The 26414-nt window shown below is 64.7% G+C and carries 27 protein-coding genes, 1 tRNA gene and 1 pseudogene; 20 read left to right on the forward strand and 9 right to left on the reverse strand.

Annotated elements, in window-relative coordinates:
• Positions 1-189: 189 nt before the first annotated feature.
• From glnL to JNK99_RS09750, 8 genes are all read left to right on the forward strand, one after another.
• Complete coding sequence (gene glnL / locus JNK99_RS09715) at positions 190-1263, forward strand: nitrogen regulation protein NR(II) (protein ID WP_291852042.1); 1074 nt, start codon at positions 190-192, stop codon at positions 1261-1263.
• 71 nt (positions 1264-1334) lie between these two features.
• Positions 1335-2750, forward strand: coding sequence for a nitrogen regulation protein NR(I) (ntrC, locus tag JNK99_RS09720; RefSeq protein WP_291852111.1), 1416 nt, complete (start codon positions 1335-1337; stop codon positions 2748-2750).
• A 20-nt stretch (positions 2751-2770) separates the two neighbouring features.
• Positions 2771-3607 carry a biotin--[acetyl-CoA-carboxylase] ligase gene (locus tag JNK99_RS09725; RefSeq protein ID WP_291852045.1) on the forward strand — a complete coding sequence of 279 codons (837 nt, stop codon included), beginning with the start codon at positions 2771-2773 and terminating at the stop codon, positions 3605-3607.
• Positions 3604-4323, forward strand: coding sequence for a type III pantothenate kinase (locus tag JNK99_RS09730; RefSeq protein WP_291852047.1), 720 nt, complete (start codon positions 3604-3606; stop codon positions 4321-4323). Before JNK99_RS09725 ends, JNK99_RS09730 begins: the two co-directional genes overlap by 4 nt.
• A gap of 47 nt (positions 4324-4370) precedes the next feature.
• Positions 4371-4775: a DUF350 domain-containing protein gene (locus JNK99_RS09735; RefSeq protein WP_291852050.1), complete on the forward strand. Its 405-nt coding sequence runs from the start codon at positions 4371-4373 to the stop codon at positions 4773-4775.
• A gap of 66 nt (positions 4776-4841) precedes the next feature.
• Positions 4842-5858: an SPFH domain-containing protein gene (locus JNK99_RS09740; RefSeq protein WP_291852052.1), complete on the forward strand. Its 1017-nt coding sequence runs from the start codon at positions 4842-4844 to the stop codon at positions 5856-5858.
• A 45-nt stretch (positions 5859-5903) separates the two neighbouring features.
• Positions 5904-7835, forward strand: coding sequence for a DUF4178 domain-containing protein (locus tag JNK99_RS09745; RefSeq protein ID WP_291852055.1), 1932 nt, complete (start codon positions 5904-5906; stop codon positions 7833-7835).
• Position 7836: 1 nt separating this feature from the next.
• Complete coding sequence (locus tag JNK99_RS09750; protein WP_291852058.1) at positions 7837-7977, forward strand: hypothetical protein; 141 nt, start codon at positions 7837-7839, stop codon at positions 7975-7977.
• Positions 7978-8124: 147 nt separating this feature from the next.
• Here JNK99_RS09750 and JNK99_RS09755 read toward each other — a convergent pair whose 3' ends face one another.
• Both JNK99_RS09755 and metK read right to left on the reverse strand, forming a co-directional pair.
• Positions 8125-9354 (reverse strand): HD-GYP domain-containing protein, encoded by a 1230-nt coding sequence (locus JNK99_RS09755; protein WP_291852060.1) that lies wholly within the window; start codon positions 9352-9354, stop codon positions 8125-8127.
• Positions 9355-9491: 137 nt separating this feature from the next.
• Positions 9492-10661, reverse strand: a complete 1170-nt coding sequence (gene metK, locus JNK99_RS09760) for a methionine adenosyltransferase (RefSeq protein ID WP_291852064.1) — start codon at positions 10659-10661, stop codon at positions 9492-9494.
• A 236-nt stretch (positions 10662-10897) separates the two neighbouring features.
• Here metK and JNK99_RS09765 point away from each other — a divergent pair, with 236 nt between their 5' ends.
• From JNK99_RS09765 to JNK99_RS09785, 5 genes are read left to right on the forward strand one after another with little or no spacing between them, the layout of a single operon-like run.
• Positions 10898-11764, forward strand: a complete 867-nt coding sequence (locus JNK99_RS09765) for a lysophospholipid acyltransferase family protein (protein ID WP_291852067.1) — start codon at positions 10898-10900, stop codon at positions 11762-11764.
• Between the two features lie 46 nt (positions 11765-11810).
• Positions 11811-12920 (forward strand): glycosyltransferase family 4 protein, encoded by a 1110-nt coding sequence (locus JNK99_RS09770; RefSeq protein ID WP_291852070.1) that lies wholly within the window; start codon positions 11811-11813, stop codon positions 12918-12920.
• The gene (gene rfaP, locus JNK99_RS09775; RefSeq protein ID WP_291852073.1) at positions 12917-13741 is read left to right on the forward strand and encodes a lipopolysaccharide core heptose(I) kinase RfaP; all 825 of its coding nucleotides are present in this window, start codon (positions 12917-12919) and stop codon (positions 13739-13741) included. Before JNK99_RS09770 ends, rfaP begins: the two co-directional genes overlap by 4 nt.
• Positions 13738-14511 (forward strand): lipopolysaccharide kinase InaA family protein, encoded by a 774-nt coding sequence (locus JNK99_RS09780; protein WP_291852076.1) that lies wholly within the window; start codon positions 13738-13740, stop codon positions 14509-14511. Before rfaP ends, JNK99_RS09780 begins: the two co-directional genes overlap by 4 nt.
• 22 nt (positions 14512-14533) lie before the next feature.
• Positions 14534-15961 (forward strand): lipopolysaccharide kinase InaA family protein, encoded by a 1428-nt coding sequence (locus JNK99_RS09785; protein WP_291852079.1) that lies wholly within the window; start codon positions 14534-14536, stop codon positions 15959-15961.
• Between the two features lie 35 nt (positions 15962-15996).
• Here JNK99_RS09785 and msbA read toward each other — a convergent pair whose 3' ends face one another.
• Positions 15997-17814 carry a lipid A export permease/ATP-binding protein MsbA gene (gene msbA / locus JNK99_RS09790; RefSeq protein ID WP_291852114.1) on the reverse strand — a complete coding sequence of 606 codons (1818 nt, stop codon included), beginning with the start codon at positions 17812-17814 and terminating at the stop codon, positions 15997-15999.
• A gap of 175 nt (positions 17815-17989) precedes the next feature.
• Entirely contained in the window at positions 17990-18190 is a 201-nt protein-coding gene (locus JNK99_RS09795; RefSeq protein ID WP_291852081.1) for a hypothetical protein, read from the reverse strand.
• A 444-nt stretch (positions 18191-18634) separates the two neighbouring features.
• Here JNK99_RS09795 and crcB point away from each other — a divergent pair, with 444 nt between their 5' ends.
• The 3 genes from crcB to JNK99_RS09810 all read left to right on the forward strand — a co-directional run bounded on the left by crcB (position 18635) and on the right by JNK99_RS09810 (position 20648).
• On the forward strand, positions 18635-19021 hold the full coding sequence (gene crcB, locus JNK99_RS09800) for a fluoride efflux transporter CrcB (protein ID WP_291852084.1): 387 nt from the start codon (positions 18635-18637) through the stop codon (positions 19019-19021).
• A 67-nt stretch (positions 19022-19088) separates the two neighbouring features.
• A complete protein-coding gene (locus tag JNK99_RS09805; RefSeq protein ID WP_291852087.1) occupies positions 19089-19442 on the forward strand; it encodes a DUF190 domain-containing protein in 354 nt (117 codons plus the stop codon).
• A 33-nt stretch (positions 19443-19475) separates the two neighbouring features.
• On the forward strand, positions 19476-20648 hold the full coding sequence (locus tag JNK99_RS09810) for an MFS transporter (protein ID WP_291852090.1): 1173 nt from the start codon (positions 19476-19478) through the stop codon (positions 20646-20648).
• Positions 20649-20682: 34 nt separating this feature from the next.
• Here JNK99_RS09810 and JNK99_RS09815 read toward each other — a convergent pair whose 3' ends face one another.
• The 5 genes from JNK99_RS09815 to rplU form a co-directional block, all read right to left on the reverse strand.
• A complete protein-coding gene (locus JNK99_RS09815) occupies positions 20683-21450 on the reverse strand; it encodes a lipopolysaccharide kinase InaA family protein (protein ID WP_291852093.1) in 768 nt (255 codons plus the stop codon).
• Positions 21451-21640: 190 nt separating this feature from the next.
• Entirely contained in the window at positions 21641-22759 is a 1119-nt protein-coding gene (proB, locus tag JNK99_RS09820) for a glutamate 5-kinase (protein WP_291852096.1), read from the reverse strand.
• Positions 22756-23850 carry an Obg family GTPase CgtA gene (gene cgtA / locus JNK99_RS09825; RefSeq protein WP_291852099.1) on the reverse strand — a complete coding sequence of 365 codons (1095 nt, stop codon included), beginning with the start codon at positions 23848-23850 and terminating at the stop codon, positions 22756-22758. Before cgtA ends, proB begins: the two co-directional genes overlap by 4 nt.
• 109 nt (positions 23851-23959) lie before the next feature.
• Positions 23960-24223: a 50S ribosomal protein L27 gene (gene rpmA / locus JNK99_RS09830; protein WP_291852102.1), complete on the reverse strand. Its 264-nt coding sequence runs from the start codon at positions 24221-24223 to the stop codon at positions 23960-23962.
• Positions 24224-24244: 21 nt separating this feature from the next.
• Positions 24245-24580, reverse strand: coding sequence for a 50S ribosomal protein L21 (gene rplU, locus JNK99_RS09835; RefSeq protein WP_291852104.1), 336 nt, complete (start codon positions 24578-24580; stop codon positions 24245-24247).
• Between the two features lie 173 nt (positions 24581-24753).
• Here rplU and JNK99_RS09840 point away from each other — a divergent pair, with 173 nt between their 5' ends.
• The 4 genes and pseudogenes from JNK99_RS09840 to JNK99_RS09855 all read left to right on the forward strand — a co-directional run.
• The gene (locus JNK99_RS09840) at positions 24754-25722 is read left to right on the forward strand and encodes a polyprenyl synthetase family protein (protein WP_291852107.1); all 969 of its coding nucleotides are present in this window, start codon (positions 24754-24756) and stop codon (positions 25720-25722) included.
• Between the two features lie 18 nt (positions 25723-25740).
• A tRNA-Pro gene (locus JNK99_RS09845) sits at positions 25741-25817 on the forward strand.
• Positions 25818-25960: 143 nt separating this feature from the next.
• Positions 25961-26191 carry a PP0621 family protein gene (locus tag JNK99_RS09850; protein WP_291852109.1) on the forward strand — a complete coding sequence of 77 codons (231 nt, stop codon included), beginning with the start codon at positions 25961-25963 and terminating at the stop codon, positions 26189-26191.
• A pseudogene (locus JNK99_RS09855) lies at positions 26192-26414 on the forward strand (histidine kinase); the annotation flags it as partial.

The following is a 26414-nucleotide window of genomic DNA, read 5'->3' on the forward strand; positions in this document are numbered from 1 at the left end:
CGAACAGGAGGCAATCGTGCTGCCGAACGAGCGCATGCAGGGCGGGGCGATCAGCGGCGGCAAGGTGCAGGAGCGGCTGCAGCCCTACAAGGATAAAGTCGCGCTGCATCAGCGCAATATCGAGGCCATCCAGAAGGAAATTGCCAATCTTCGCTGATCGTTCACGCGAATTCCGGTCGCTCGGACCCGATGCCTGACGTCTCGGGGAATCCCTTCGGTGGCCTGGATCTGCTCTCATCGGCGGTGGCCCTGCTTGACGAGCGTCTGACCATTCGCTATCTCAATCCGGCTGCCGAGAACCTGCTGGCGATCAGTCAAAAGCTCTTCGTCGGTTGTCGCCTGGACAGCGTCATCGAATGCCCGGCGAAACTGCTGCTGGCGCTGGGCAGCGTGCTCGAGCATCGCTGGGGTTTCACTGGGCAGAACATCGAGTTGCGTCTGGCTGGTGGCGAGTTGCTGCAACTGAACTGCACCGTGAACCCGGTCGATGCCCCGGCTGCCCGTCTGCTGGTCGAGTTGTGGCCCATCGACCAGCAGCTACGCGCGACACGCGAAGAGCGCCTGGTCGAGCAGCAGCACGCCAGTCGCGAACTGATCCGCAACCTGGTGCACGAAATCAAGAATCCGCTGGGTGGCATCCGCGGCGCCGCCCAGTTGCTCGAACACGAACTCAACAATCCCGGCCTGCGCGAGTATACCCAGGTCATCATCAAGGAAGCCGATCGCCTGCAGGATCTGATGCGCCGCCTGCTCTCGCCACATCGCCCGATGCAGCCGGGTCCGGTGAACATTCACGAGATTCTTGAACGGGTGCGCAGCCTGCTGACTGCCGAATTTCCAACCGCGCTCGGCGTCCAACGCGATTACGATACCAGTCTGCCAGAGCTGATTGGCGATCGCGAGCAGTTGATCCAGGTCTTTCTGAACATTGCCAGGAACGCTGCCCAGGCGATCACCCGGCATCCCGACGGCAGTGTGTCCCCGCCCGGTCAGATCACCCTGCGTACCCGTGCCGCGCGTCAGGTCACCCTGTTCAAGCGACGCCACCGCCTGGCGCTCGAGGTACAGGTGATCGACGATGGACCGGGGATCGCCGAGGACATTCGCGAACGCATGTTCTACCCGCTGGTGTCCGGGCGGACCGGCGGCAGCGGTCTCGGCCTCACCCTGGCGCAAAGCTTCGTGCAGCAACACCAGGGCACGATCGAATGCGACAGCCAGCCCGGTCGCACCTGTTTCACGATCCGTTTGCCGCTCATCTGAACAGGCTGGCAGGTTTTTTGCTTCCCGGTGAAGACAGTTCGATGACAATTGCCAAGCTTCCCGAGGAATCAATGAAACCGGTGTGGATCGTTGACGACGACAAGTCAATCCGTTGGGTCCTCGAGAAGACCCTGGCGCGCGAAAAGATTCCATTCTGCAGTTTCGCGTCGGCAACCGAAGCGCTGGCGCGCCTCGATGCTGGAGGCGAAGCGCCGCAGGTGCTGGTCTCCGATATTCGCATGCCGGGTCAGTCGGGGCTGGAGTTGCTGCAGGTGTTCAAGGAGCGCTTCCCGGCGCTGCCGGTGATCATCATGACTGCCTATTCGGATCTCGACAGTGCGGTGTCGGCGTTCCGGGGCGGGGCTTTCGAATACCTGCCCAAACCCTTCGACGTCGACCAGGCGCTGGAACTGATCCGGCGTGCGATCGGCGAAAGCCTGCACCAGAGTGGTGCGCCGAATGAGGTGGGCCTGACCCCCGAGATTCTCGGTCAGGCGCCGGCGATGCAGGAGGTCTTCCGTGCCATCGGACGACTGAGCCAGTCCAGTGCCACCGTCCTAATCACCGGCGAGTCGGGCTCCGGCAAGGAATTGGTGGCGCGTGCCGTGCATCGCCACAGTCCGCGGGCGGACAAGCCTTTCATCGCCATCAATACGGCGGCGATTCCGCGTGACCTCTTGGAATCGGAGCTCTTCGGCCACGAACGTGGCGCCTTCACCGGCGCGGCGGCGCAGCGGCAAGGGCGATTCGAACAGGCTGAAGGTGGCACCCTGTTTCTCGACGAGATCGGCGACATGCCGGCGGAGTTGCAGACGAGGCTGCTGCGGGTGCTGTCGGATGGTCATTATTATCGGGTGGGCGGCCATTCGCCACTGAAAACCAGGGTGCGCATCATCGCTGCCACGCACCAGGATCTCGAAGCGCGGGTCAGGCAGGGACTTTTCCGCGAGGATCTCTTCCATCGGCTGAACGTGATTCGCGTGCGCCTGCCCAGTCTGCGTGAACGTCGCGAGGACATTCCGATCCTGGCACGCCACTTTCTGCAGAAGAGTGCCAAGGAACTCGGGGTCGAAGGCAAGCGCTTCTCCGACGCCGCATTGAAACACCTTTGCTCGCTCGATTTCTCGGGCAACGTCCGCCAGCTCGAAAATCTCTGCCACTGGTTGACCGTGATGGCTCCCGGCCAACTGGTCGAACTGGCCGACCTGCCGCCCGAGCTGCGCGAAGCGGGACCCGCGGTGCCTGATGAGGATTGGGAAAGTGCCCTGGCGCAGGAGGTGGACCGACTTTTGCTCGGTGATCCCGGCCAGGTGCATGAAAAACTGACGCATGCCTTCGAGCGCGTGCTGATCAGCCGCGCCCTGACGTATACGGGAGGCCGCCGGATCGAAGCGGCGCAGGCGCTCGGCATCGGGCGCAACACGATCACGCGCAAGATTCAGGAGCTCGGCATCAACGGTGGCGGGGGCGACGAGCGGGAAGCCTGAGCGGCGGGATATCGGCGATAATGGTGGCCATGCTCCCGATGACGCAAGCCATGGCCCAGTCTTCCTTTCCCTGTCTGATCGATCCGGCCCGCGTCGCCGCGCTGCTCGGCCCGCTGAGCGAACGCTTCACGATCGAGGCGCTGGCCGAATGCAGTTCGACCAGCACCCTGCTGCTCGAACGGGCACAACAGGGTGCCGTGTCCGGTTCGCTGTTGGTGGCTGACCGGCAAACCGCCGGGCGTGGCCGGCGTGGCCGCCACTGGCTGTCCTCGCCGGCGGCCGGGCTGACCTTTTCCCTGCTCTGGCGCTTCAGCGGGGCGCTGGCGCGCCTCTCGGGCCTGTCGCTGGCGGTCGGACTGGCCGTCGCACGTGCCCTCGAGCACTCCGGTGCCAGCGGCGTCGGACTCAAGTGGCCAAACGATATCCTGCTCGATGGCGGCAAGGTGGGCGGCATCCTGATCGAACTGGAGTCGTCACCCGGCGGCATGCTGGCGGTGATCGGCATCGGTCTCAACCTGCAGTTGCCGCCCGCCGGTGAAGAGGAATTCCTGCATCCCCCGGCGGCACTGGCACAGACCCTGTCGCCGTTGCCCGACCGGCATTGCTTGCTGGCCGCGGTGTTGAACGAACTGGCGGTGGTGCTCGATCGTTTCGATCAGGTCGGTTTCAGCGGCCTGCGCAGCGCTTGGCAGGCGCATCATGCATGGCAACAACGGCCGGTGCGCTTGCTGGACGGCGGCAGAATCCAGGGCGAAGGGCTTTGTCTCGGGGCGGATGATGACGGGGCACTACTGCTGCAGACGCCAGCCGGAATCGAACGTTGTCTGTCGGGCGACCTGTCGCTGCGTGTCGCATGATCATCGCGATCGACGCCGGCAACAGCCGGATCAAATGGGGCGTCCATGACGGTAGTCGCTGGCTGGACAGCGGCGTACTGGCGACCGCTGACGTCGTCTGGCTCGCCGAGGCGGCCGACGAATGGCCGGCCGCAGCGTCCGCAGTGGTCTGCAATGTTGCCGGAGCCAGCGTCGCGGCGAGCCTTTCGTCCGTACTTGCCGGTCGCCGGACCGCCGTTTCCTTCCTGCACGCCAGTGCCGCCGCTTGCGGTGTGCGCAATGCCTACGACTCACCGGCGCAGCTTGGCGCCGATCGCTGGGCGGCGCTGATCGGTGCACGCGCCGAATCCGACAGCGCCTGCCTGGTGGTCTGCGCCGGCACTGCGACCACGGTCGATCTGCTCGACGCGGAGGGGGTGTTCCAGGGGGGGCTCATCCTGCCCGGATTTGAGCTGATGCGCGCTGCACTGGCGCGCAATACGGCGCAGTTGCCGCTCGCCAACGGCGTTTTTCGTGCGGCACCGCGCAACACCATGGATGCCATCGTCAGCGGCTGCCTGCAGGCGCAACTCGGGGCGATCGAGCGGATGTTCGCCGGCATCGCCGACGCCGCGGGCGCGCGCTGTCTGTTGACCGGTGGTGCCGCCGCCCGCCTGGTCGAGCACTTGCAGATCCCTTTCCGTCTGGTGGACAATCTGGTCCTCAACGGCCTGGTACGCTACGCTGTCACCAGATGAAAAGACATCCCGGCGCTTCTCGGGCGCCGGAAAACAGGAGAAGCGTGATGCCCACCCACCTGTTGGCCATGTTGCCCGCCTTTCTGGCCTACTTTGCCGTGGCGATGGGGTTGCTGGCGCTTTTCCTGCTGGTCTATCTCAACCTCACTCCCTACCACGAAGTGGCGCTGATCCGTGCCGGCAACAGTGCGGCCGCGGTCAGCCTGTCAGGCGCTCTGCTCGGCTTTGCCCTGCCGGTTGCCAATGTGATCGCGCACAGCGATACCCTGATCGATCTGGTGGCCTGGGGCGCCATTGCCGGCGTCATCCAGGTTCTCGCCTACCTGGCGATCCGCCTGACGCTGCCGCAACTGAACGAGGACATTCCGGCCGGGCGCATCGCCCCGGCCATCCTGCTGGCGATCGCCTCGCTCACGGTCGGTCTGATCAACGCCGCCTGCATGACCTACTGACCATTTCCTTTCCCCCTGACGTCCGCCCGGGCGCCAGGTTGTCACCACCTGCTGCGGGAGATCGCCATGGCGCTCATGGATTTCATCAGAAAACAGTTCATCGATGTCATTCAATGGACCGAGGAGGGCGATGGCGTGCTCGCCCAGCGCTATCCGATGCAGGATTTCGAGATTCAGTACGGCGCGCAACTGACGGTCCGCGAATCGCAGATGGCCGTTTTCGTCAACGAAGGGCAGGTTGCCGACGTTTTCGGCCCCGGCCTGTATACGCTGACGACGCGCACCCTGCCGCTGCTGACCTACCTGAAGAACTGGGACAAGCTTTTCGAGTCTCCCTTCAAGTCGGATGTCTACTTCTTCTCGACCCGCCTGCAACTCGACTGCAAGTGGGGAACGCCGAATCCGGTCACCATTCGCGACAAGGATTTCGGCATGGTGCGGCTGCGCGCCTTCGGCATCTACTCGTACAAGCTGACCGATCCGCGCAAGTTTCACAGCGAGATTTCGGGGACTCGCGAGCAGTACACCGTGGCCGACCTCGACGGGCAATTGCGCAATCTGGTGATCGCTTCGATGACCGACCTGTTCGGTGAATCGGGGGTGCCCTTCATCGACATGGCAGCCAACCAGGACGAGCTCGGCCGCACGCTCAAGGCCAGGCTGGCAACAGTTTTCGAGCGTTACGGGTTGGCGCTCGACAGTTTCGTCGTGCAGAACGTCTCGCTGCCGGAGGAGCTGCAGAAGATCCTCGACACCCGCATCGGCATGAACATGATCGGTGACCTGGGCCACTACACGCAATACCAGGTGGCCACCAGCATTCCGCTGGCGGCGCAGAACGAGGGCGGGATTGCCGGTCTGGGCGCCGGTCTGGGGGCCGGCCTCGGCATCGGCCAGACGATGAGCGCGGCACTGGCGCAGGCCACGCCGGCGACCGCCCGGCCGAGTGCCGCAGTGCCACCCGCCAGTGCCGACGAGGTGGTCGCGACGCTGGAAAAGCTGCACGCTCTGGTCGGCAAGGGAATCCTGTCGCAGGCCGAATTCGACGCCAAGAAAGCCGACTTGCTGAGCCGTCTCGGCTGACCCTTGCGGCTCGCCTGATTTGGCGAAGGCGCCGGACCCCTGCCCGTGAAGCGAGCCAGTTGCCCGTCCTGCGCAGCGCCGGTCGTCTTTCGTGCGGCGACCTCGATCTATGTCGTCTGCGCTTTCTGCCGCAGCACGCTGTTGCGCAGCGGCGAGGATCTGCAGAACCTCGGGCGGATGGCCGACCTGCTCGAAGACAGCTCACGGCTCCAGATCGGCAGCAGCGGCAGCTTTCGCCGCCGGCACTTTGCCGTCATCGGCCGCATTCAGCTCAAGTATGAAGCAGGTTTCTGGAATGAGTGGCATATCCTGTTCGACGACGGGCGGAGTGCATGGCTGGCGGAAGCCGCTGGCGAACTGATCGTCAGCGCACAGGTGGCGGTCAGCGATCCGCTGCCGGCCTTTGCGACGCTGGCGCCCGAGATGCCGGTCATCCTCGATGGGCGTCGTTTCATCGTCAGCGATCTGGCGACCGCGCGCTGCATCGCAGGCGAGGGAGAATTGCCCTTCAAGGTGGCGGCCGGCTACGCAGTGCAAACCGCTGATCTGCGTGGCAACGGTCGCTGCCTGACCATCGACTACAGCGAGACACCGCCCCTGGTCTTCGTCGGCCAGGCGGTGGCCTTCGCCGATCTGCAGCTCGACAATCTGCGGGCGGAACGCCCGCCGGCTGCCGAGGGAGCGTCGCAGGTCGACGCGCGCGCCTTCAATTGCCCGCACTGTGCGGCGCCGCTGGCCATTCACTCGGCGGCCATCGAAAGCATTGCCTGCGACAGTTGCGGTTCGATCATCGGTGTCGAGAACGAGAACTTCAGATTGCTCGCGCACGCCGCACAGTCCTTGCGGGAAGTGCCCTGGCTGCCGCTCGGCAGCCAGGGCAGGCTGTTCGGCAGCGACTGGCGGGTGATCGGCTTCCTGCGCCGGAGCGGCGGTTCGCCAGGCAGCGATTACTCGTGGTCGGAATATCTGCTGTTCGACGCGCAGCAAGGCTTTGCCTGGCTGATCGAGGACCAGGGTCACTGGAACTTCGCGCGCAGTCTGGCGAACCCCCCAGCGGTTGGTCGCGGGCAAGCGAAGTTCAGGCACGACGGGCAGGAATTCAAACGCTTCAACAGTGGTCAGGCCGAGGTGATCTATGTCGTCGGTGAATTCTACTGGCGGGTGGCGGTGGGCGAACGCTGTGACTTCGAGGACTATGTCTGTCCGCCGCTACTGCTGTCGCGCGAGGTGAACGCCCGCGAGGCCACCTGGTCGCAAGGCGAATATCTGTCCCCCGTCGAGTTGTGCGCCGGCTTTGGCATCAGGACGCCACCGCCCAAGCGCCGCGGGGTCTACGCTAATCAACCCAACCCGCTGGCCGAGACGCACCGCGCGACGTGTCGCCTGTTCTGGCAGCTCGCTCTGGCAGCGACCATCGTGCAACTCGTCTTCGCCTTCCTCTTCGCCTCGCAGGTGGTACTCAGACAGCGCCTCGTCCTGACGCCACAGAACGACGAGGCGACCTTGATCAGCCAGGATTTCGTGCTCAGGAAGCGCGCGCGGGCGCTGCTCGTGCGCCATGACACCAACCTGCTCAACAACTGGCTGTCGCTCAACACCACACTGGTCGAGAAGAACACCGGTGAGGCCTACCTCGGTCTGCAGGAAATCAGTCACTACAAGGGCGTCGAGGATGGCGAGGGCTGGTCCGAAGGGTCGCCCGCCGACGAGATGGTTTTCCAGGCGGTGCCCGCCGGGACCTATCATCTGGTGATCGAATACGAGCTGGGCAAGGACAACGCCGAGTCGGTGGTCGACACGCTCGAGGTGGTGCGCAACCCGACGGGCTGGTCCAACTATGTGCTGTTGCTGATCTTCCTGGCGATCTTCCCGCTCGTCTCGCGCTGGCGGCGCGATGCCTTCGAAGCACGTCGCTGGCGCGACAGCGACCTCGGCGACGAACCGGGCAGTGGTGGCAGCCGGACGGACGAGGACTGAGATGATCAAGACCAACTGGCTCGCCGGCCTGCTCGCACTGGCCTTCTTCACCCACGCGCAGTATCAGGGCTGGAGCCTCTTCGGGCACGAGACCGGGACGTCGACGGCACGCCTGGTCGGCGCTCGCGGTCAGCATAAGTGAGGTGCTGCCCTGGCCCTGCTGGGCTGAGCGCTTTGCGGTCGCGTGCGGGGCACGGGCGACTGTCATGAATCGCAGTGGGCAGGTCGCGCCACATCCCCGGCTGGGTCGGCGAATCGAGATGAGGCTGGGGGAGGCCTGCCCTGGGCTTCAGCCCGGCCGGCCGCACCACATTTCGTTGAGGTCCGGGAAATTCCACTTGGCCGGATCCTCGCGGCTGACGATCCTGAACGGACAGGCGGGTTGCCCGAGGTTGATGACCTCGGGGCGCAGACGTGCCCCGGAACGGGTCGAGAAGAAGACCTTGACCTGCGGAGTGAGCAGCGATCCCGCTCCCTGCTCGATGACCACCCCGAGACGACCGCAGCTCAGCAGGACCAGCGAACCGATCGGATAGATGCCGATGCTCTTGACGAAAGCCTGGAAGACGCGTGGGTCGAAGTGTCCGGTGCTCCATTCGGCCATCTTGCGCAGGGATTCGGCGGGGTCCCAGCCGGCCTTGTAGGGGCGGTTGGAGGTGATCGCGTCATAGACGTCGCAGACCGCCGCCATCCTGGCGAACAGGCTGATCTGTCCGTCTTCCAGATGCGCCGGGTAGCCTGAGCCGTCGGTCTTCTCGTGGTGGTGGAGAACGACGTCGAGTGTCACCGGGTCGACGCCATCGGCCCCGCACAGCATCCGGTAACCTGCCTCCGGGTGCGACCTGATGATCGCGAACTCGGCATCGGTCAGCTTGCCGGGCTTGTTGAGCACCTCGATCGGCATGGCTGCCTTGCCGAGATCGTGCAACAGCCCGGCAATGCCGGCCTGGCGGGTCTGTTGTTCGTCGAGTGCCAGTTGCCTGGCGAGGGCGAGCATCAGGGCGCAGACCGCCACCGAATGCAAGTAGGTGTAATCGTCGGCCGTCTTCAGGCGCGCCAGGCTGATCAGCGCCCCGGCGTTGCGGCTGACCGAGTCGGAGATCTCCTGCACCAGGCGCTGCGCGCCGCCGGTGTCGACCACCTTGCCCAGGCGTGCCTCCTCGAACATCGAGGCGACGGCCTGGCGCGAGTGGGCGACGATCCTGGCCGCACGGGCGAATTCGGCAGCGGCGATGACCGGGACGAGGTCGCTTTGCTCGCTGGTCGCCCCGGTCAGCTCGGTGTGGACTTCGGTCCCCGCTACTGCTGTCGAGGTGGCCGGTTCGTCGGGCTGAACATCCCGTCCCTTGGCGGTGTCGATCCAGACTTCCTTGATGCTGCTCGCCAGGATCGCGGTAATTTCCTGCGCGTCCCTGATGACGAAGGAGGAGCGCAGAAAAGGATGCTCCATCCAGGAACCGCAGAATTCCTTGAGGTACATGCCGACGGTGAGGTGTCGGACGCTGATCCGCTTGAGCATGGCAGGTCTTGGCTGGTTGCGCAGGGTCTGGGTACGTCCGTTTATACCGCGGAATGTGGATGGTTGGTGGTGTTTGGCAGCGTCTGGAGAAAAAAGGGGCCGCACGGCCCCCCTTGGGTTGGGCTGGGCGAAGTGGCTTAGGCGAGGCCGGCCTCAGCGCGCAGGAGGATGGCCTTGTCGGTTGCCTCCCAGGTGAACTCCGGTTCATCCCGTCCGAAGTGGCCGTAGGCGGCGGTCTTGCGGTAGATCGGGCGGAGCAGGTTGAGCGTCTGGATGATGCCTTTCGGACGCAGATCGAAGTGCTTGCCGATCAGCTCGACGATCAGTTCGTCGCTCACCCTGCCGGTGCCGAAGGTATTGACCATCAGCGAGACCGGCCGGGCGACACCGATCGCGTAGGCCACCTGCACCTCGCAGCGCTCGGCCAGGCCGGCTGCGACGACATTCTTGGCGACGTAGCGTGCGGCATAGGCGGCCGAACGGTCGACCTTCGACGGGTCCTTGCCCGAGAAGGCGCCGCCGCCGTGCCGCGCGGCACCGCCATAGGTGTCGACGATGATCTTGCGGCCGGTCAGGCCACAGTCACCGTGCGGACCGCCGACGACGAAGCGGCCGGTCGGGTTGACCAGATAGCGGGTGTTGCCGGTCAACAGTTCACCGGGCACCACCGGCTTGATCACTTCCTCGATGATGGCTTCCGAGATCTGGGCGTGCGACACGTCGGGGTCGTGCTGCGTCGACACGACGACGGTGTCGATCGACACCGGTCGTCCGTCGATGTAGCGCACGCTGAGCTGGCTCTTGGCGTCCGGGCGCAGCCACGGCAGGCGACCGTCGCGTCGCACCTCGGCCTGACGCTGCATGATGCGGTGGGCGTAGTGGATCGGCAGCGGCATCAGCGAGGCGGTCTCGTTGCAGGCGTAGCCGAACATCAGACCCTGGTCACCGGCACCCTGGTCGAGGTCGATGCCCTGCCCCTCGTTGACGCCTTGTGCGATATCCGGCGACTGGCGGTTGATGGCGGTCAGAATGGCGCAACTCTTGTAGTCGAAGCCGATTTCGGAGTTGTCGTAACCGATGCGCCGCACTGCCTCCTGAGCGATCTCGCGATAATTGATGTGTGCTTTGGTGGTGATTTCGCCCGAGATGACGACCAGCCCGGTGGAGACCAGGGTTTCGCAGGCCACCCGCGCCGGCGGGTCATCGCTCAGGATGGCATCAAGGATGGCGTCTGAAATCTGGTCGGCGACCTTGTCGGGATGGCCTTCGGACACCGATTCCGAGGTGAAGAGATATTCTTTGCTCACGCGACTTCTGCTCCAAAAAAGAAAAACCCCGAAACGGCCGCGTGGCCGGCTCCGGGGTTCGAGCAGACGACGCTTTAGCAGTATTTGGTGGCCGCTTCTGCGGCGCCCTCCGCCCTGCAAGTTGTCCTGATTAACTCGGCGGATGGATAATTATAGTTTTTCTCTGGCACGCCCGTCAAAGCTCATTGCGCGACCACCTGCCAAATATCTCACAGCAACCGCGAACGGACTCCCGAGTGCTTAGCTTGTTTCGCTTTTTCAGCCACTTGCCGCTGTCGTGGCTGCATGCGCTGGGTGCGCTGCTTGGCTGGCTCACCTGGTTGTTTTCGCCGACCTACCGCCGGCACATGCGCGAGAACATGCGGCTCGCCCTGGGTGACGCCGAGGCCGGACGGGTGCAGCCGATGGCCATCCGGGAGGCCGGCAAGGGCGCCCTCGAACTGGCGCGCATCTGGCTGCGACCGCTCGACGAGGCGGCGGCGCGGGTGGTCGCGGTCTCGGGTTGGGAACTGGCCGAGGCGGCCATGCGCAGCGGCAAGGGGATTCTCTATCTGACGCCGCATCTCGGTTGTTTCGAGATCACGGCGCAGTATCTTTCCACCCGGGCACCGATCACCGTGCTTTACCGGCCGCCCAAGCGGGTGTGGCTGCAGGCGATGATCGAAACGGGGCGGGCGCGCGCGCAACTGCATCTGGCGGCGGCCGATCTGGCGGGCGTGCGCAGCCTGATCAAGGCGCTGCGCCGCGGTGAAGCGGTCGGCATGTTGCCGGATCAGGCGCCCAAGGCGGGGGAAGGGCGCTGGCTCGACTTCTTCGGCAAACCGGCATACACCATGACGCTCGCCGCGCGTCTCGCGGACGGCGCCACGGTGATCATGGTCTGGGCGGAACGCCTGCCGGCGGGTGCCGGTTACCATTTCCACCTGCAGCAACCGACCCAGCCGATCCGCGGCAGTATCGAGGAGCGGGCGCAACAGATCAACCACGAGATCGAACACCTGATTCGTCAATGTCCGGGTCAGTACCTGTGGGGTTACAACCGCTACAAGGGGCGAAGGAACAGCGAGTCTCCGCCGCCTGCCACCGACGGACCGCCGGTGTGATGGCTGCGTCCGGTGACCGGCTGCTCGGCGGGACGGGGAGTGACTGATGCAGATCGCCTTTTGTCTCTACAAGTACTTCCCGTTCGGCGGCCTGCAGCGCGATTTCCTGCGTATTGCGCTGGCTTGCCAGGAGCGCGGTCATGCGATCCGCGTCTACACGCTCGAATGGCGTGGCGAGCTCCCTGCCGGTTTCGACCTGCGGCTGGTTCCGGCGCGCGGGCTGACCAATCAGCGGCGTTATGTCCGTTTCACCACCTGGGTGTCGAGGCATCTGGCGGCTCATCCGGCCGACCGGGTGGTCGGCTTCAACAAGATGCCGGGTCTCGATGTCTATTTCGCTGCCGATCCCTGTTTCGAGGACAAGGCGCGCACCTTGCGCGGCCCGCTCTACCGCTGGACAGGGCGCTACCGCCATTTCGCCGCCTACGAGCGGGCGGTCTTCGGAGCGCACAGCCAGACCGCGATCCTGACGCTCGCGCCGCTGCAACAGCGGCTGTTCCAGAAGTACTACGGCACTGCGGATGAACGCTTCCACCTGCTGCCGCCCGGTATTGCGCGCGACCGTCGGGCGCCCCCCGAGGCGCCGGAGATTCGCGCGGCGCTGCGCAGCGAGTTCGGGCTGCACGGCGGCTACCTGCTGTTGCAGGTCGGCTCGGGCTTCAGGACCAAGGGACTGGATCGCAGCCTGAAAGCGCTGGCTTCCTTGCCGCCGGCGCTCGGCAGCCGCTGCCGGCTGATGGCCATCGGCGACGATGATCCGCGTTTCTTTCAGGGTCAGGCGCGCCTGCTCGGCCTGGCCGAACGTGTCAGCATTCTGCCCGGTCGGGCGGACATCCCGCGCTTTCTTCTCGGCGCCGACCTGCTGATCCATCCTGCCTACAATGAAACGGCCGGCATGGTGCTGCTCGAGGCGGTGGTGGCGGGCCTGCCGGTGCTCACCACCAGTGCCTGCGGTTATGCGCATTACATCGCCGAGGCCGATGCCGGGGTGGTACTCCCCGAGCCGTTCGAACAGGCCGCTCTCGACCGGGCATTGCGGTACATGCTGAACGATGAGGCGGCACGCCGGCGCTGGCAGGCCAACGGTCTGGCCTATGCCGAGCACGCCGACATCTATGGCAATGCCGAACAGGCGGCCGACGTGATCTTGCGATGAAGTCGCACGTCCTTTGTCTCGACGAGCCGTTTCGCTCGCTGTGGTCGGCAGGCGATCCCTTTGCTGCGGTCGAGACGCTGGCTGGCGAAGTGTTTCGCGAACTCGAGGCACGCCGCACCCTGCGCACGGAAATCGCGGGACGTGGCTATTTCGTCAAGATTCACCGCGGGGTTGGCTGGGCGGAGATCGTCAAGAACCTGCTTCGCCTGCGCCTGCCGGTCCTCGGCGCCGAGAACGAGTGGCGAGCGATCCGGCGCTTGCGCGAACTTGGCGTCGATACCATGCGGCCGGTTGCTTTCGGCCGGCGCGGCGAAAATCCGGCGCGCCAGCTCTCGTTCATCGTCACCGAAGAACTGGCGCCGACGGTCAGCCTGGAGGATTTCTGCGCTGCCTGGCCGGCCAGTCCGCCCGCTGTCGGGCTGAAGCGCGCCTTGCTCGATCGCGTCGCCGAGATGGCGAGGCTCATGCACACGGGCGGGGTCAACCATCGTGACTTCTATCTCTGTCATTTCCTGCTCCACCTCGACCCACCGCCGACGGCCGAACGGCTCCGGCTTTCGCTGATCGACCTGCACCGGGCACAGGTCAGGGCGAACACACCACGCCGCTGGCGTGACAAGGATCTCGCCGCACTTCATTTTTCGGCGCTCGACATCGGCCTGACGCAGCGCGACTTGCTGCGCTTCCTGAAGGCCTATTTTTGCCGCCCGCTGCGGCTGGTGCTGTGCCAGGAGGCGCGCCTGCTGGCGGAACTGAGCAGTGAGGCGCAGCGTCTGCAGGCACGTTATGTACGCAAGCTTGCCCGGGGTGAGATGACGTGAAGTACTGGTACGTCAACCCGCAGTTTTCGGCCAGCCCGGTGGCGGCCCTGTTTGGCGACATCGATCGCGTCTTTCTGCTCGACGGCGAACTGATCACTTCCGATCCGCTCAGCAGGGTGCTGCGCGTCAGCCTTGGCGAGCGTCGCTACTACATCAAGCGGTACAGCCGCAGCGCCCAGGGCAAGAGCATCGTGCGCCGCTGGTTTGGCTTGCGTCGCTGGTTCGGGCGACCGCGGGTGCGCGCCGAATGGCAGAACCTGCTGGCTTTTCGGAGCTGGGGAATTCCGACCGCCACGCTCGTGGCCTATGGCCTGGAGCGTCGCTGCGGGAGCTTTGCACGTGGCGCTCTGGTGACCGAGGAGATTCGCGATACGATGGACCTGGCCCGGATGGCGGAAACCAACGATGCACGCCTGCAGGATCGGCGCTGGGTGGCGTCGGTCGCGCGGCAGGTCGCCGACATTGCGCGGACCCTGCACCAGGCCGGATTCGCCCATAACGATCTGAAGTGGCGCAACCTGCTGGTCGATGGCGCACCTTCACCGACGGTCTACCTGATCGACTGCCCGAGCGGCAGCTTTTACCGCGGTGCGCTGCTCGACTACCGGATCATCAAGGACCTCGCCTGTCTCGACAAGCTGGCGAAGCAGTGCCTGTCGCGCTGCCAGCGCCTGCGTTTCTTCCTCGACTACATGCAGCATTCCCGGCTTGACGAAGGTGACCGCAAGCGCATCGCGCGCATCCTCCAGTTCTTCGCGGGTCGGGAATAGACCGGCGAACGGGTGAACGACCATGACCACAGTGCCCTGGACAGTCACCAGTCAACTCCGGCTGGCGGGCCGCGAACCGGCCGTGCCTTTCCGGCTGGCGCTGGCCGACGGGCGCCCGCTGATCATGCGCCGCCTGTTGCGCGTGCTGCCCGCCAAGCGCCTGGTCGGCGAAGCCGAAGTGGCGGGCCGGCGGGTGCTGGCAAAGCTGTTCATCGGACGGCGCAGCGAACGCCACTGGCAGCGTGAGCGTGCCGGTCTCGAGGCGCTTCGCCTGGCCGGCGTGCCGACACCGGTGCTGTTCGGTGCCACGCCGCTGGCCGACGGCGGCCATGCTTTGCTGAGCGAGTTTCTCGATCCTGCGGAAAGTCTGGCCGAGGCCTGGCAGCGCTTGCGCGAGCGGCCGCCGGGCGATGCCGAGGCGGTGGCGGCGCTCGCCCCGGCGCTCGGCCTGGTCGGGCGGCTGCACGCTGCCGGTCTGGTGCACGACGATCTCCATCTGGGCAATTTTCTGCGTCATGCGGGCAGCCTGTTGATCGTCGACGGCGACGCGGTGCGGGTGATCAGCCGGGGACGGCCGCTCGCTGCGTCGCACGCCTGTGCCAACCTGGCGGTGTTGCTGGCGCAGTTGCCGGCGGAGTGGGACAGGTTTCTCGGGACCTTGTTGCCGGCCTATGCTGCCGGGGCACTGCCCGACGTGCAGAAGTTGACGCAGCAGATCGAGCGGGTGAGGAACTGGCGACTGAACGACTATCTGGCCAAGACCGTTCGCGAGTGCAGTCTCTTCGCGGTCGAGCATGACGCCAGTCACTTCAGCTCCGTGCTCCGGCAGCAGGCCGGCCGACTGGCGGCGCTGCTCGCCGATCCGGATGGTGCCATCAGCCGCAGCACGGTTTTCAAGGATGGCGGCACGTGCACCGTGGCGCGCGTGACCGCCGGTGCCGACGATCTGCTGGTCAAGCGTTACAATCTCAAGAGCTTGAGCCACGCGCTGAGCCGCGCCTGGCGTCCGAGCCGGGCCTGGCACTCCTGGCGCGAGGCGCACCGCCTGCAGTTTGTCGGTATTGCGACGCCGCTGCCGCTCGCCTTGATCGAGGAACGACTGGGGCCGCTGCGCCGGCGCGCCTGGTTGGTCAGCGAATTCTGTCCGGGACCGAATCTGCTCGATCATCTCGCCGCCGACCGCGAGCCGCCCGCTGCCGAGGCACGCGCCATCCTGGCCCTGTTCGAAACGATGCACCGGCAGCGCATCAGCCACGGCGATCTCAAGGCGACCAATCTTCTCTGGCACGCCGGGCGGGTGGTGGTGATCGATCTCGACGCAATGCGCCAGCATCGCTCGGCGGCCGTCCATGCGCGCGCCTGGCGTCGCGACCGGGCGCGCCTGCTGCGCAACTGGCCGCCTGGCTGCGTGCTATATCGCTGGCTCGACGAGCGGCTGCCGCCTGCCTGAGGGCAATCGGCCATCAGCTCCCGGGTGGCGGTTGGTCAGTCTGCCGTGTCCGCCGGTGCCGCCTCCGCTGCCTCGGTGAACTGCATCGCGTGCAGGCGGGTGTAATGGCCGTTGGCGGCGAGCAACTCGGCATGACCGCCGCGTTCGACGATGCGTCCCTGATCCATGACCAGGATCAGGTCGGCGCGTTCGACGGTCGACAGGCGGTGGGCGATGACCAGGGTCGTGCGCCCCGCCATCACCCGGTCGAGCGCGGTCTGGATGTGGCGTTCCGACTCCGTGTCGAGGGCCGAGGTCGCCTCGTCGAGAATCAGGATCGGCGCATTCTTGAGCAGCGCCCGGGCAATCGCCAGCCGCTGACGTTGCCCGCCCGAGAGCATCACTCCGTTCTCGCCGACCAGGGTGGCGAAGCCCTCCGGCAGGCGGTCGATGAACTCGCGTGCGTAGGCCGCCTCGGCGGCCGCTTCAATGGCGCTGTGCGGCGCCTCGGAGAGGTCGCCATAGGCGATGTTGCTGCGCACCGTGTCATTGAACAGAACGACCTGCTGCGTCACCAGAGCGATGTGCCGGCGCAGATTGCGCAGCGTGTAATTCTCGACGTCTACCCCGTCGATCAGGATCTGTCCCGATCCGTGGTGGTAGAAGCGCGGGATGAGGTTGGCCAGTGTCGACTTGCCGCTGCCCGAGCGACCGACCAGCGCGACCATCTGCCCGGGTTCGATCGCGAAGCTGATCGCCTGCAGCACGGGTTGGTTGCCGCCGGGGTAGGTGAAGGAGAGATCCCTGATCTCCAGTCGGCCGCTGACGCGGTCACGTTCGACCGTGCCGTGATCGGGCTCCGGGATTTCATCGAGCTGGGCAAAAATGCTCTCGGCGCCGGCCAGCCCCTTCTGGATGGTCGAGCTGACCTCGGAGAGCTGGCGAATCGGTTTCGGCAGCAGGCCGGCAGCCGTGATGTAGGCGACCAGGTCGCCGGCCGTGGCATCACCGCGCAGCAGGAGAACGAGAACCAGCAGGGCGGCCATCGTGCTGAAGGTGACGAACTGCAAGGCCGGGCCGTAGCTGGACGCCGTCCTGACCATGCGCAACTGTCTGGCCATGTTGTTGGCGCTGGCTGCCCGGAAGCGTTCCGATTCGTAGTCCTCGCCACCGAAACTGCGTACCACCCGGTAGCCCTGGATGGTTTCCGATGCCACATGCGTCAGGTCGCCCATCGCCACCTGAATCTTCCTGCTCTGTTTGCGAAACTTCCGGCTGGCGCTGCGCACCATGAGGCCGATGATCGGCAGGATGGCCAGCATCAGCAGGGTGAGCTTCCAGTTCATCCAGAGCAGGTAGCCGAACAGGAAAATGATCGTCATCCCTTCCCGAATGACAACCTTGATCGCGTCGGTGGCGGCCCCGGTCACCATGGTCACGTCGTAGGTGATACGCGAGATCAGGTGCCCCGAATTGTGCTGGTCGAAGTACGTATTCGGCAGGCGGAGCAGGCTGTCGAACAGGGCGCGACGCAGGTCGTCGACCAGCCCCAGCGATACCCTGGAAAGATAGTAGTTGCCGAGAAAGGATCCGAGTCCCTGCCAGGTGACGGCGAGCAGCAGCAGCAAGGGTACGGCGTAGATCAGTTCAAGGTCGCCAAGCAGGGGAACCGCATGTTGCGTCGCACCCTTTCCGGCATTGAGGCCATCGACGAAGTACTTGAGAATCCCGGCCAGCATCGGCTGCGACGAGGCGAACATCAGATAGCCGACGATGCTGACTGCGAACAGGCCGAGCAGGGGACGCAGATAGCCGAGCAGTCGCAGATAGATACGCAGGGATGAAACCGTTGGCGTGCTTGCTCTTGGCATCATGGGGAGGGGTACGCGCTGGCGGCGGAGTGTGACACTGTAACACGCTGCTCCGGTGGTCGTTCCCGTGCCGGCGGTCGGACGGCCGGCAAACAGCTCGCCGCAGCTCACCCCGGGTGGGTCTGCCCGCATGCGCCGCTCCCGGCAGGCGGCAAGACCTGGCCTGCCTGGGCTTTGCTCAGTCGAGTTCGACCGGTGCTCCTTCGTAGCTCGCGCAGATCCGCTCTGCCGACAGCCGGTCGGCAGGGGTATGGCCTGCGAGTTTCGTCTGGAACGTTCCACGGACCCCAAAGGCGGCCAGCAGTGCCTGGCCTTCCTCATCCTCCGGTTCGATGCGCAATGCGCACTCGCTACCTTCCACCACCATCATCACTTTCATCTCGAACTCCCTGTACAACCGGCTCGCGAGCCGGACAGACGGACCACATCAACCAGCGGCTTGTCAGTCGCCGTGGCGCCCGCTGCTCACGCCAAGGCCAAGGTCGGAGGCAATGACGCAATCGTGACCTCTGGGCAAAGTATCGCCCCGCATCCGTCGGCGACTGAAGGAACTAGTGCACACTCGGCCGTCATGTCGTGGCCGGCCAACTGCAATTGTGCGGCCGTTGCGGGGTTCAGCGGGGTGGTGCGTCCTCCTCGCACGCGACCGCCGACTGTTCAAGGGAAGCGCATCGGTGCTATATTGTCTGGCGAGGGGTGACCATGCCTCCTGCGGCAGCCTGCTTCCGGTAGCCGATCACTGCCCGGCGCCGGAATGCGACCGGCGACCTGCGGGTTGCCGAATGGCCGGTGCGCACACGCGGCATGTTTTCGGGGCGGTTGCATGTGGAAATCAATTGTTGCCATCTCGGTTGGTGCTGCGCTCGGCGCCCTCTTGCGCTGGCAACTCGGGATCAGGCTCAATGCGATCTTTCCGACCATTCCGCCCGGTACGCTGCTGGCCAATCTGATCGGTGCCTACGTGATCGGGCTCGCGCTGGCATTCTTCGCCACGACCCCGGCGCTCTCGCCGGAATGGCGCCTGCTGGTGATTACCGGCTTCTGTGGTGGCTTGACCACCTTCTCGACGTTTTCGGCCGAGCTCGTCACACTGTTGCAGCAGGGGCGCATGCTCTGGTCGCTCGGTATCGTGGCGACGCATGTGGCGGGATCGGTGGTGATGACCTTTGCCGGCTCCGTTACCGTGTTGTGGGTGAAAGGCAGCAATTGATGCGCCGGTCGGGCGGTACCGGCAGGCGATGCCCGGACCCCGGGCGCGGCAAGTTGTGGAGACCGTCATGAAAGGTTCGTTGCTGAGGCTCTACGTCAATGAAGGCGAACACTGCGGGGGGGTTCTGCTCTGGGAATGGCTGCTCGAACAGGGTAACCGGCTGGGAATTCGCGGTGGCTCGGCATTTCGTACGATTGGCGGCTTCGGCCGCCGCCATGCAGTGCATGAGAATCACTTCTTCGAACTGGCCGGTAGCGGCAGCATCGAGGTCGAGTTCGTGGTTACCGAGGACGAAGAGTGCCGTTTGCTCGACCTGATCCGCCAGGCGGGAATCCGGGTGTTCTACTCGCGCATTCCAGCCGGCTTCGGCGTCATCAATCCGGACGCCAAGGACCCGCCAGGCCTGACGATTGACGATTAGCCGCGCATCAGGGGCGCCGGGGGAGGGGAGAGGGTGCTCAGGCGTCTGATTCAATTGCCGAGAACGGTCTGGCTGCTCGGCCTGGTGAGTTTCTTCAACGATGCCAGCAGCGAGTTGATCTACCCCTTGCTGCCGATCTATCTGGCATCGGTGTTGATGGCTGGTCCGCAGGTGCTGGGCATCATCGAGGGAGTCGCCGAAGCGACCGGGAGCCTGCTCAAACTCCTTTCCGGGGTGCTGGCAGATCGCCGGCGGTCGACCAAGCCATGGCTGGTCAGCGGTTACCTGGTGGCGGCGGTTGCACGTGCGCTGCTTGCGTTCGTCACTTCCTGGCCGCTGCTCCTCTTGTTGCGTTTCTCCGACCGGGTGGGCAAGGGCCTGCGTTCGTCGCCGCGCGATGCCCTGTTGGCCCTGACGGTGGATCCCGGCAATCGCGGACTCGCTTTCGGCCTGCATCGCGCGCTCGACAACTGTGGAGCAGTGGTCGGCCCCTTGCTGGCGGCCTGGCTGATGGCCGCGCAAGTGCCGTTGTCGAGCATCTTCCTCACGGCTTCGCTGGCTGGCCTCCTGGCCGTCGGTCTGGTGCTTGTCGTCAAGGAGCCGCAGCGGGATGGCTTGCCGCCGCCCGTTCCTTTCAGCTGGACCCTGCAGGGCCTGCCGTTGTCCTTCAAACGCTACCTGGGAGTGCTGCTGCTGTTCACGCTGGGCAATTCATCCAACATGTTCCTGCTGCTGCGGGCACGCGAACTGGGTCTGGCAGAGTATCAGGTGCCGCTGCTCTGGGCTCTGGTGTCGCTGAGCGCAGCGCTCTTGTCCACCCCGCTCTCGGCGCTCTCCGACCGCCTGGGGCGTCGGCGTCTGATCATCGGCGGCTGGATCGTCTATGGCCTGTTTTATCTGCTACTCGGCCTCCATGACGGTCAAACATGGCTGCTGTGGCCCCTCTTCGCAGTCTACGGTCTGTCCATCGCGGCCACCGAGGGGGCCGAAAAGGCGCTGGTGGCCGACCTGGTGGACCCGCAGCAGTTGGGAACCGCTTACGGCTGGTTCAACCTGACCGCCGGACTCATGCTCCTTCCCGCATCGCTCATCTTCGGCTGGCTATGGCAATCGGTCAGCCCGGCCGTGGCCTTCGGCTTTTCTGCCGGCTGTGCGTGCGCGGCAGCCGTTCTGCTGGGCCGTTGGGTTCCGCCGTGCCGGGCCTGAGCCGGCCGCCCCCGGGCGAGCTGTCCGGTACCCGTCACGACTGTTGCTGACTGATCCGGCGGGCGCTGCGAGCGGCACGCAGTTCGGCCAGCCGCTGCCGGTAGGCCGGACGGAAAGCTCGCCAGTCGTCTTCCGTCCAGCCCCTGGTGTGCCTTTGCAACTGGTCCAGATCGTGTGCGCCGGCGTGCCGCCGGCTGATGCCCCGGCGTAGTTTTTCGAGATCGATGAAGCGGACATCGCTTTCCTGATACCCGCCTGGGGACTCCGGAAAGCGCCTGACAAAGACGTGGTTGCCATAAAGGCAGCCATGCTGCAGGTGATGATGATGGAGGCGGGCGCAGGCATCGGCGATCGCCGCAATCAAGGATTGCCGCTCGCCCGGCACGTCGGGCTGATGGGCAAGGTTCCACTCGTCGAGGCTGATGAACTGATCGAGGGCGCGGGTTACGAGGATCGCGCGCCACTCGCCGGCCACCACCCGGTCGCCGTAATAAAGCGCTTCCAGGGTACCGATCGCATGTCGGTTGAGGCGAAGGATGTTCTGGTATTCGCGATGAAACGTGGGGGTGCCGCGGAGGGGGTGACGCAGTGTCCGGCACAGGTAGTTTTCCTGGCGTTTGACGAAGATCGCCATGCCATCTGCCAGCACATGCCGGCTGACGCCGCTCCAGCCGCCGCGCCGCTGGTTGGGGACTTCATGCCAGTCACTGCTCAAGGACCACAGGTGGTCGAAGTTGGCCAGGTGGCTGCGGTGCAGTTCCTGCCGGGCTGCATCATGCGGGAACAGGTCTCTTGTGTTCATCGGCGGCCGCGGCTCTGACCCGCGCTGCCGTTTGCTGGCGATTGGACGGCCCGGTCGCATGGCGCATCAGACGAAGAGCTGTGACAGGATCTGCCCGTGATCGGGAATTGCGGGTTGGTATCCATCTGTGGCGGCGAAAGGGGCCGGGTGATGCCGGTACTCTGCTCCATACTGCCGGGCAGGATGCGGTCTAGGCCAGCATCAGGTTGTCGCGATGAATGATCTCGGGCTCGTCGATGTAGCCGAGAATGTCTTCAATGTCCTGGCTGGCGTGACGGGCGATCCTCTTGGCATCGTTGCTGCCGTAGTTGACCAGGCCACGCGCTATTTCCTCCCCGGCGCTGGAGACACAGGCCACGGCGGCGCCGCGTTCGAAATCGCCCTGGACGGCGAGCACTCCGATCGGCAGCAGGCTCTTGCCTTTCTGCAGCGCCCGGATGGCGCCGCTGTCGAGCAGCAGTCGACCATTGAGTTGCAGGTGGTCGGCGAGCCATTGTTTGCGTGCGGTGAGCGGCTGGGTTTCCGAAACCAGCAGCGTACCGAGCGGTTCGCCTCGTGCCAGGCGGAGCAGCACGTCCGCTCTTCGCCCGCTGGCAATCACTGTGTGGGCACCACTGCGCGCCGCACGCTTGGCAGCGATCACCTTGGTGATCATGCCACCCTTGCCGAATTGTGTGCCGACACCGCCGGCCATCGTTTCCAGCGCAGCGAGCCCGGCACGCGCTTCCGGGATCAGTGTGGCGGTCGGGTCGCGGCGGGGGTCGGCGGTGAACAGGCCCTGTTGATCGGTGAGAATGATCAGGCAGTCGGCTTCGACCAGGTTGGCCACCAGGGCTGCGAGCGTGTCATTGTCGCCAAACTTGATCTCGTCGGTGACGACGGTATCGTTTTCATTGATGATCGGCACCACCCCGAGCTGCAGCAGGGTGCTCAGTGCCGAGCGGGCATTGAGATAGCGCTTGCGGTCGGCGAGGTCGTCGTGGGTCAGCAGGATCTGCGCGGTGTGCAGGTCATAGCGGGCAAAGGCGCTTTCGTAAACCTGCGCCAGACCCATTTGGCCGACGGCCGCCGCCGCCTGCAGTTCGTGCACGGCATGCGGGCGCTTGCGCCAGCCGAGGCGCTGCAGACCGCAGGCAATGGCCCCGGACGAGACGAGAATGACCTGTTTGCCGACCTGACGCAACTCGGCGATCTGTCTGGCCCAGTCATTGATGGCCGCGAGGTCGAGGCCCTCACCGTTGTTGGTGACCAGCGCGGAGCCTACCTTGACGACCAGTCGGCGGGCGGCGGCGGTGCGTGGGGCAGTCATGGGCAGGAGGGTTCTTCTTCGTCGAACAGATGGTCGGGGAAGGATTCTTCGGTTCCCCCGGAGACTGGCTCGAGAGAGGGCAGGCGGTCCAGCGCCTCCTGCAATTGCAGCGTCAGCTCACGACAGCCGTCACCGCTCAGCGCACTGATGCGGAAGGTCGGGCCGGTGCACACCGGGCAGGCCCGCAGGAAGTCGGCCACCCGTTGTTGGCGCTCGTCCTCCGGGATCAGGTCGAGTTTGTTGAGGACCAGCCAGCGTGGCCGTCGTGCGAGTTCCGGATCATATTTTTCCAGTTCACGAACCACGGTCAGCGCGTCGCGGACGGGATCTGCTGCTGGGTCGGCCGGGACCAGGTCGACGATGTGCAGGAGCAGGCGCGTGCGAGTCAAGTGTTTGAGGAAGCGGATGCCGAGCCCGGCGCCATCGGCAGCGCCATCGATCAATCCCGGAATGTCGGCGATGACGAAACTCCTGTCCTGACTCGCTCGCACCACCCCGAGGTGGGGTTCAAGGGTGGTAAAGGGGTAATCGGCGACCTTGGGACGGGCCGCCGACACGGCGCGCAGGAAGGTACTCTTGCCGGCATTCGGCAGGCCCAGCAGGCCGACATCGGCCAGCAGTCGCAGTTCAAGCCGCAAGTCGCGCTGCTCCCCCGGTTCGCCGCGCGTGCATTGGCGCGGCGTGCGATTGACACTCGACTTGAAATGGATGTTGCCCAGACCGCCGCGGCCACCCCTGGCCAGCAGAACCTTCTTGCCGTCGGTATCGAGGTCGGCAAGAACCTGGTTGGTGTTGACATCGGCAATGACCGTACCGACCGGTACGCGCAGCGTCAGGTCCGGTCCACGTTTGCCGTAGCAGTCGCTCGATCCGCCGTTCTCGCCACGTCTGGCACGAAAGCGGTGGACGTAACGGTATTCGATCAGTGTGTTGACGTTGCGGTCGGCGACAAAGTGGACGTTGCCGCCGTGACCGCCGTCACCACCGTCAGGCCCGCCCTCCGGCTCATACTTCTCGCGGCGGAACGAGGCGATGCCGTTGCCCCCGTCGCCAGCGGCAACCACGATCTTCGCCTCGTCGATGAACTTCATGGCCCTACCTCACGCTCTCTGCGGTCAGCATTGAAAACAAAAAGCCCTACCGGAAAGGATAGGGCTTCAGGCTGCGTCGGCTGGCCTGCACCAGCCAACGGTTCGCCGATCAAGCGGCAAGCGGGACGATGCTTACCGTGCGCCGATTGAGCGCCCCTTTGATCGCGAACCGGACGTGGCCATCCACCAGTGCAAACAGGGTATGATCCTTGCCGATGCCCATGTTTTCGCCCGGATGGTAGGCAGTGCCGCGCTGGCGAACAATGATGTTGCCGGCACGCACGAGTTGACCGCCATAGCGCTTGACGCCCAGACGCTTTGCTTCCGAATCGCGGCCGGTGCGTACGCTGCCGCCGGCTTTCTTGTGTGCCATGAGTCAGACTCCTTTCTCTATTCAGGCTGCGGGATCAGGTGTGGCGCCACCAGAGATGGTGTCAACGCGGATCTCGGTGTAATTCTGGCGATGACCCTGATGCTTCTGCGAGTGCTTGCGCCGACGCATCTTGAAGATGCGAATCTTGTCGTGACGGCCTTGCGACAGCACAGTTGCCCTGACCGTGGCACCGGTGACGAGCGGCGTGCCAATCTGTACGGCTTCGCCTTCGCCAAGCATGAGGATCTGGTCGAGGCTGATTTCTGCGCCAACTTCTGCCGGTATCTGTTCTATTTTCAATTTTTCGCCGCTGACAACGCGATACTGCTTGCCACCGGTTTTTATGACCGCGTACATGTTGGACTCCAAATAGCTAGATGGAAACTGAACAAAATGAAGCGAAGAACCGCGTATTCTACTTATTTTTCGCTGCTCGTCAAAGCCTTTCCGATTGCTTCGGGAGCGTCCGGCTTGACGCAGGAGAGGGCGGCGCCTAAGATCCACAAGTTTTTGTGCCAGGGTGCCGTGTCGTGAGAATGGAGCAACTCTACAACCTGATCGGGCCGGATATGAGGGCTGTGGACGCGGTCATCCATCAGCGCCTGCATTCCGACGTCGCTCTGGTGCGGCAGGTGGCGGAGTACATCGTGCACAGTGGAGGCAAGCGACTGCGGCCGGCTCTCGTCCTGCTCGCGGCGGGCGCCCTGGGCTATCGTGGCACGCATCATCACGAACTTGCAGCGGTGATCGAGTTTATCCACACGGCTACCTTGCTGCACGATGATGTGGTTGATGCTTCGGATTTGCGGCGTGGCCGCGAGACGGCCAACGCGATATTCGGCAATTCGGCGAGCGTCCTGGTGGGCGACTTTCTGTACTCGCGCGCATTCCAGATGATGGTGGCGGTGAACGACATGCGTGTCATGCAGGTGCTGTCGAATGCCACCAACGTCATCGCCGAGGGTGAAGTGCTGCAGTTGATGAATTGCCACGATGCGGACGTTAACGAAGCGGACTATCTGCAGGTGATTCGCTACAAGACCGCCAAGTTGTTCGAGGCAGCGGCACAACTGGGAGCAATCATCGGTGGCGCGAGACCGGCGATCGAGCAGGCGATGGCGGTGTACGGAGGTCACCTGGGGACCGCCTTTCAGTTGATCGACGATGTCCTCGATTACTCGGGCGCCGAACTGGAGACCGGAAAGCATCTGGGCGACGATCTGGCAGAGGGCAAGCCAACCCTGCCGCTGATCTTCGTTCTGCGTAACGGGAATCCTGATCAGGTCGCCAGCGTGCGGCGCGTCATCGAGAACGGTGGTCGTGACGATTTGCCCGAGGTCCTGGCGGCAATTCGTGCAACCGGCGCTCTGGAGTATGCCAGGCAACAGGCGTCTGCCGAGGCCGAGCTTGCCGCGCGGTCGTTGGTACTCCTTCCCGCTTCTCAATACAAGGATTCCTTGTTAGAATTGTGCCTCTTCGCGGTTGCTAGAAGTCATTAGCGCTGTCGTCGCATCGGTCGGGGCGTAGCTCAGCCTGGTAGAGTACTGCGTTCGGGACGCAGGAGTCGGAGGTTCGAATCCTCTCGCCCCGACCAACCGTTGCCTGTCAGACTTGCCTTATGTTTGGGAGCCGAGCGCTCCGGGTGCCGCCCCTCCTTCGGTTGTCTGGCGTGTCCCTGCGCCGGACGTGCTCCCGGTCTTCTGCTATGCTTGGCCGTTCTGCAGGGCTTTCCCGGAGATGACGAAATACCTTTTGCTGATCGCGCTGGGGCTGTGCGCCTGGTGGATCTGGCGCAAGTTGCGACAGGCGGACCACACGACGCCCCCGCGCCGGGGGCGCGAGGCCGAGCGCATGGTCCAGTGTGCCCGCTGTGGCGTCAATCAGCCGATCAGCGAAAGCATTCTGGCGAATGGTCGTTATTATTGCAGTACCGCGCATCTACGCGAGTCGTGCCCCGACGACGTCTGAATGGCGATGTTGAACACCGCAGGTAGCGGCCGGGAACGCTTTTCCGAGACGCACTGGAAGTCGCTGCGTTATTTCAATCTCTATCGCCTGACGGTCGCCACACTACTGCTCTCTTCGACGCTGCTCTATCCGTCAGCCTTTCCGGTGCTTACTCCGCACCAGGGCCTGCAACATCTGCTGCTGGCCGGCGGCTACCTGGTCAGCGCCGCGCTGTCCGTGATTC

It is taken from the genome of Accumulibacter sp. (assembly GCF_016789985.1).
In the GTDB taxonomy this organism is placed as follows: Bacteria; Pseudomonadota; Gammaproteobacteria; order Burkholderiales; family Rhodocyclaceae; genus Accumulibacter.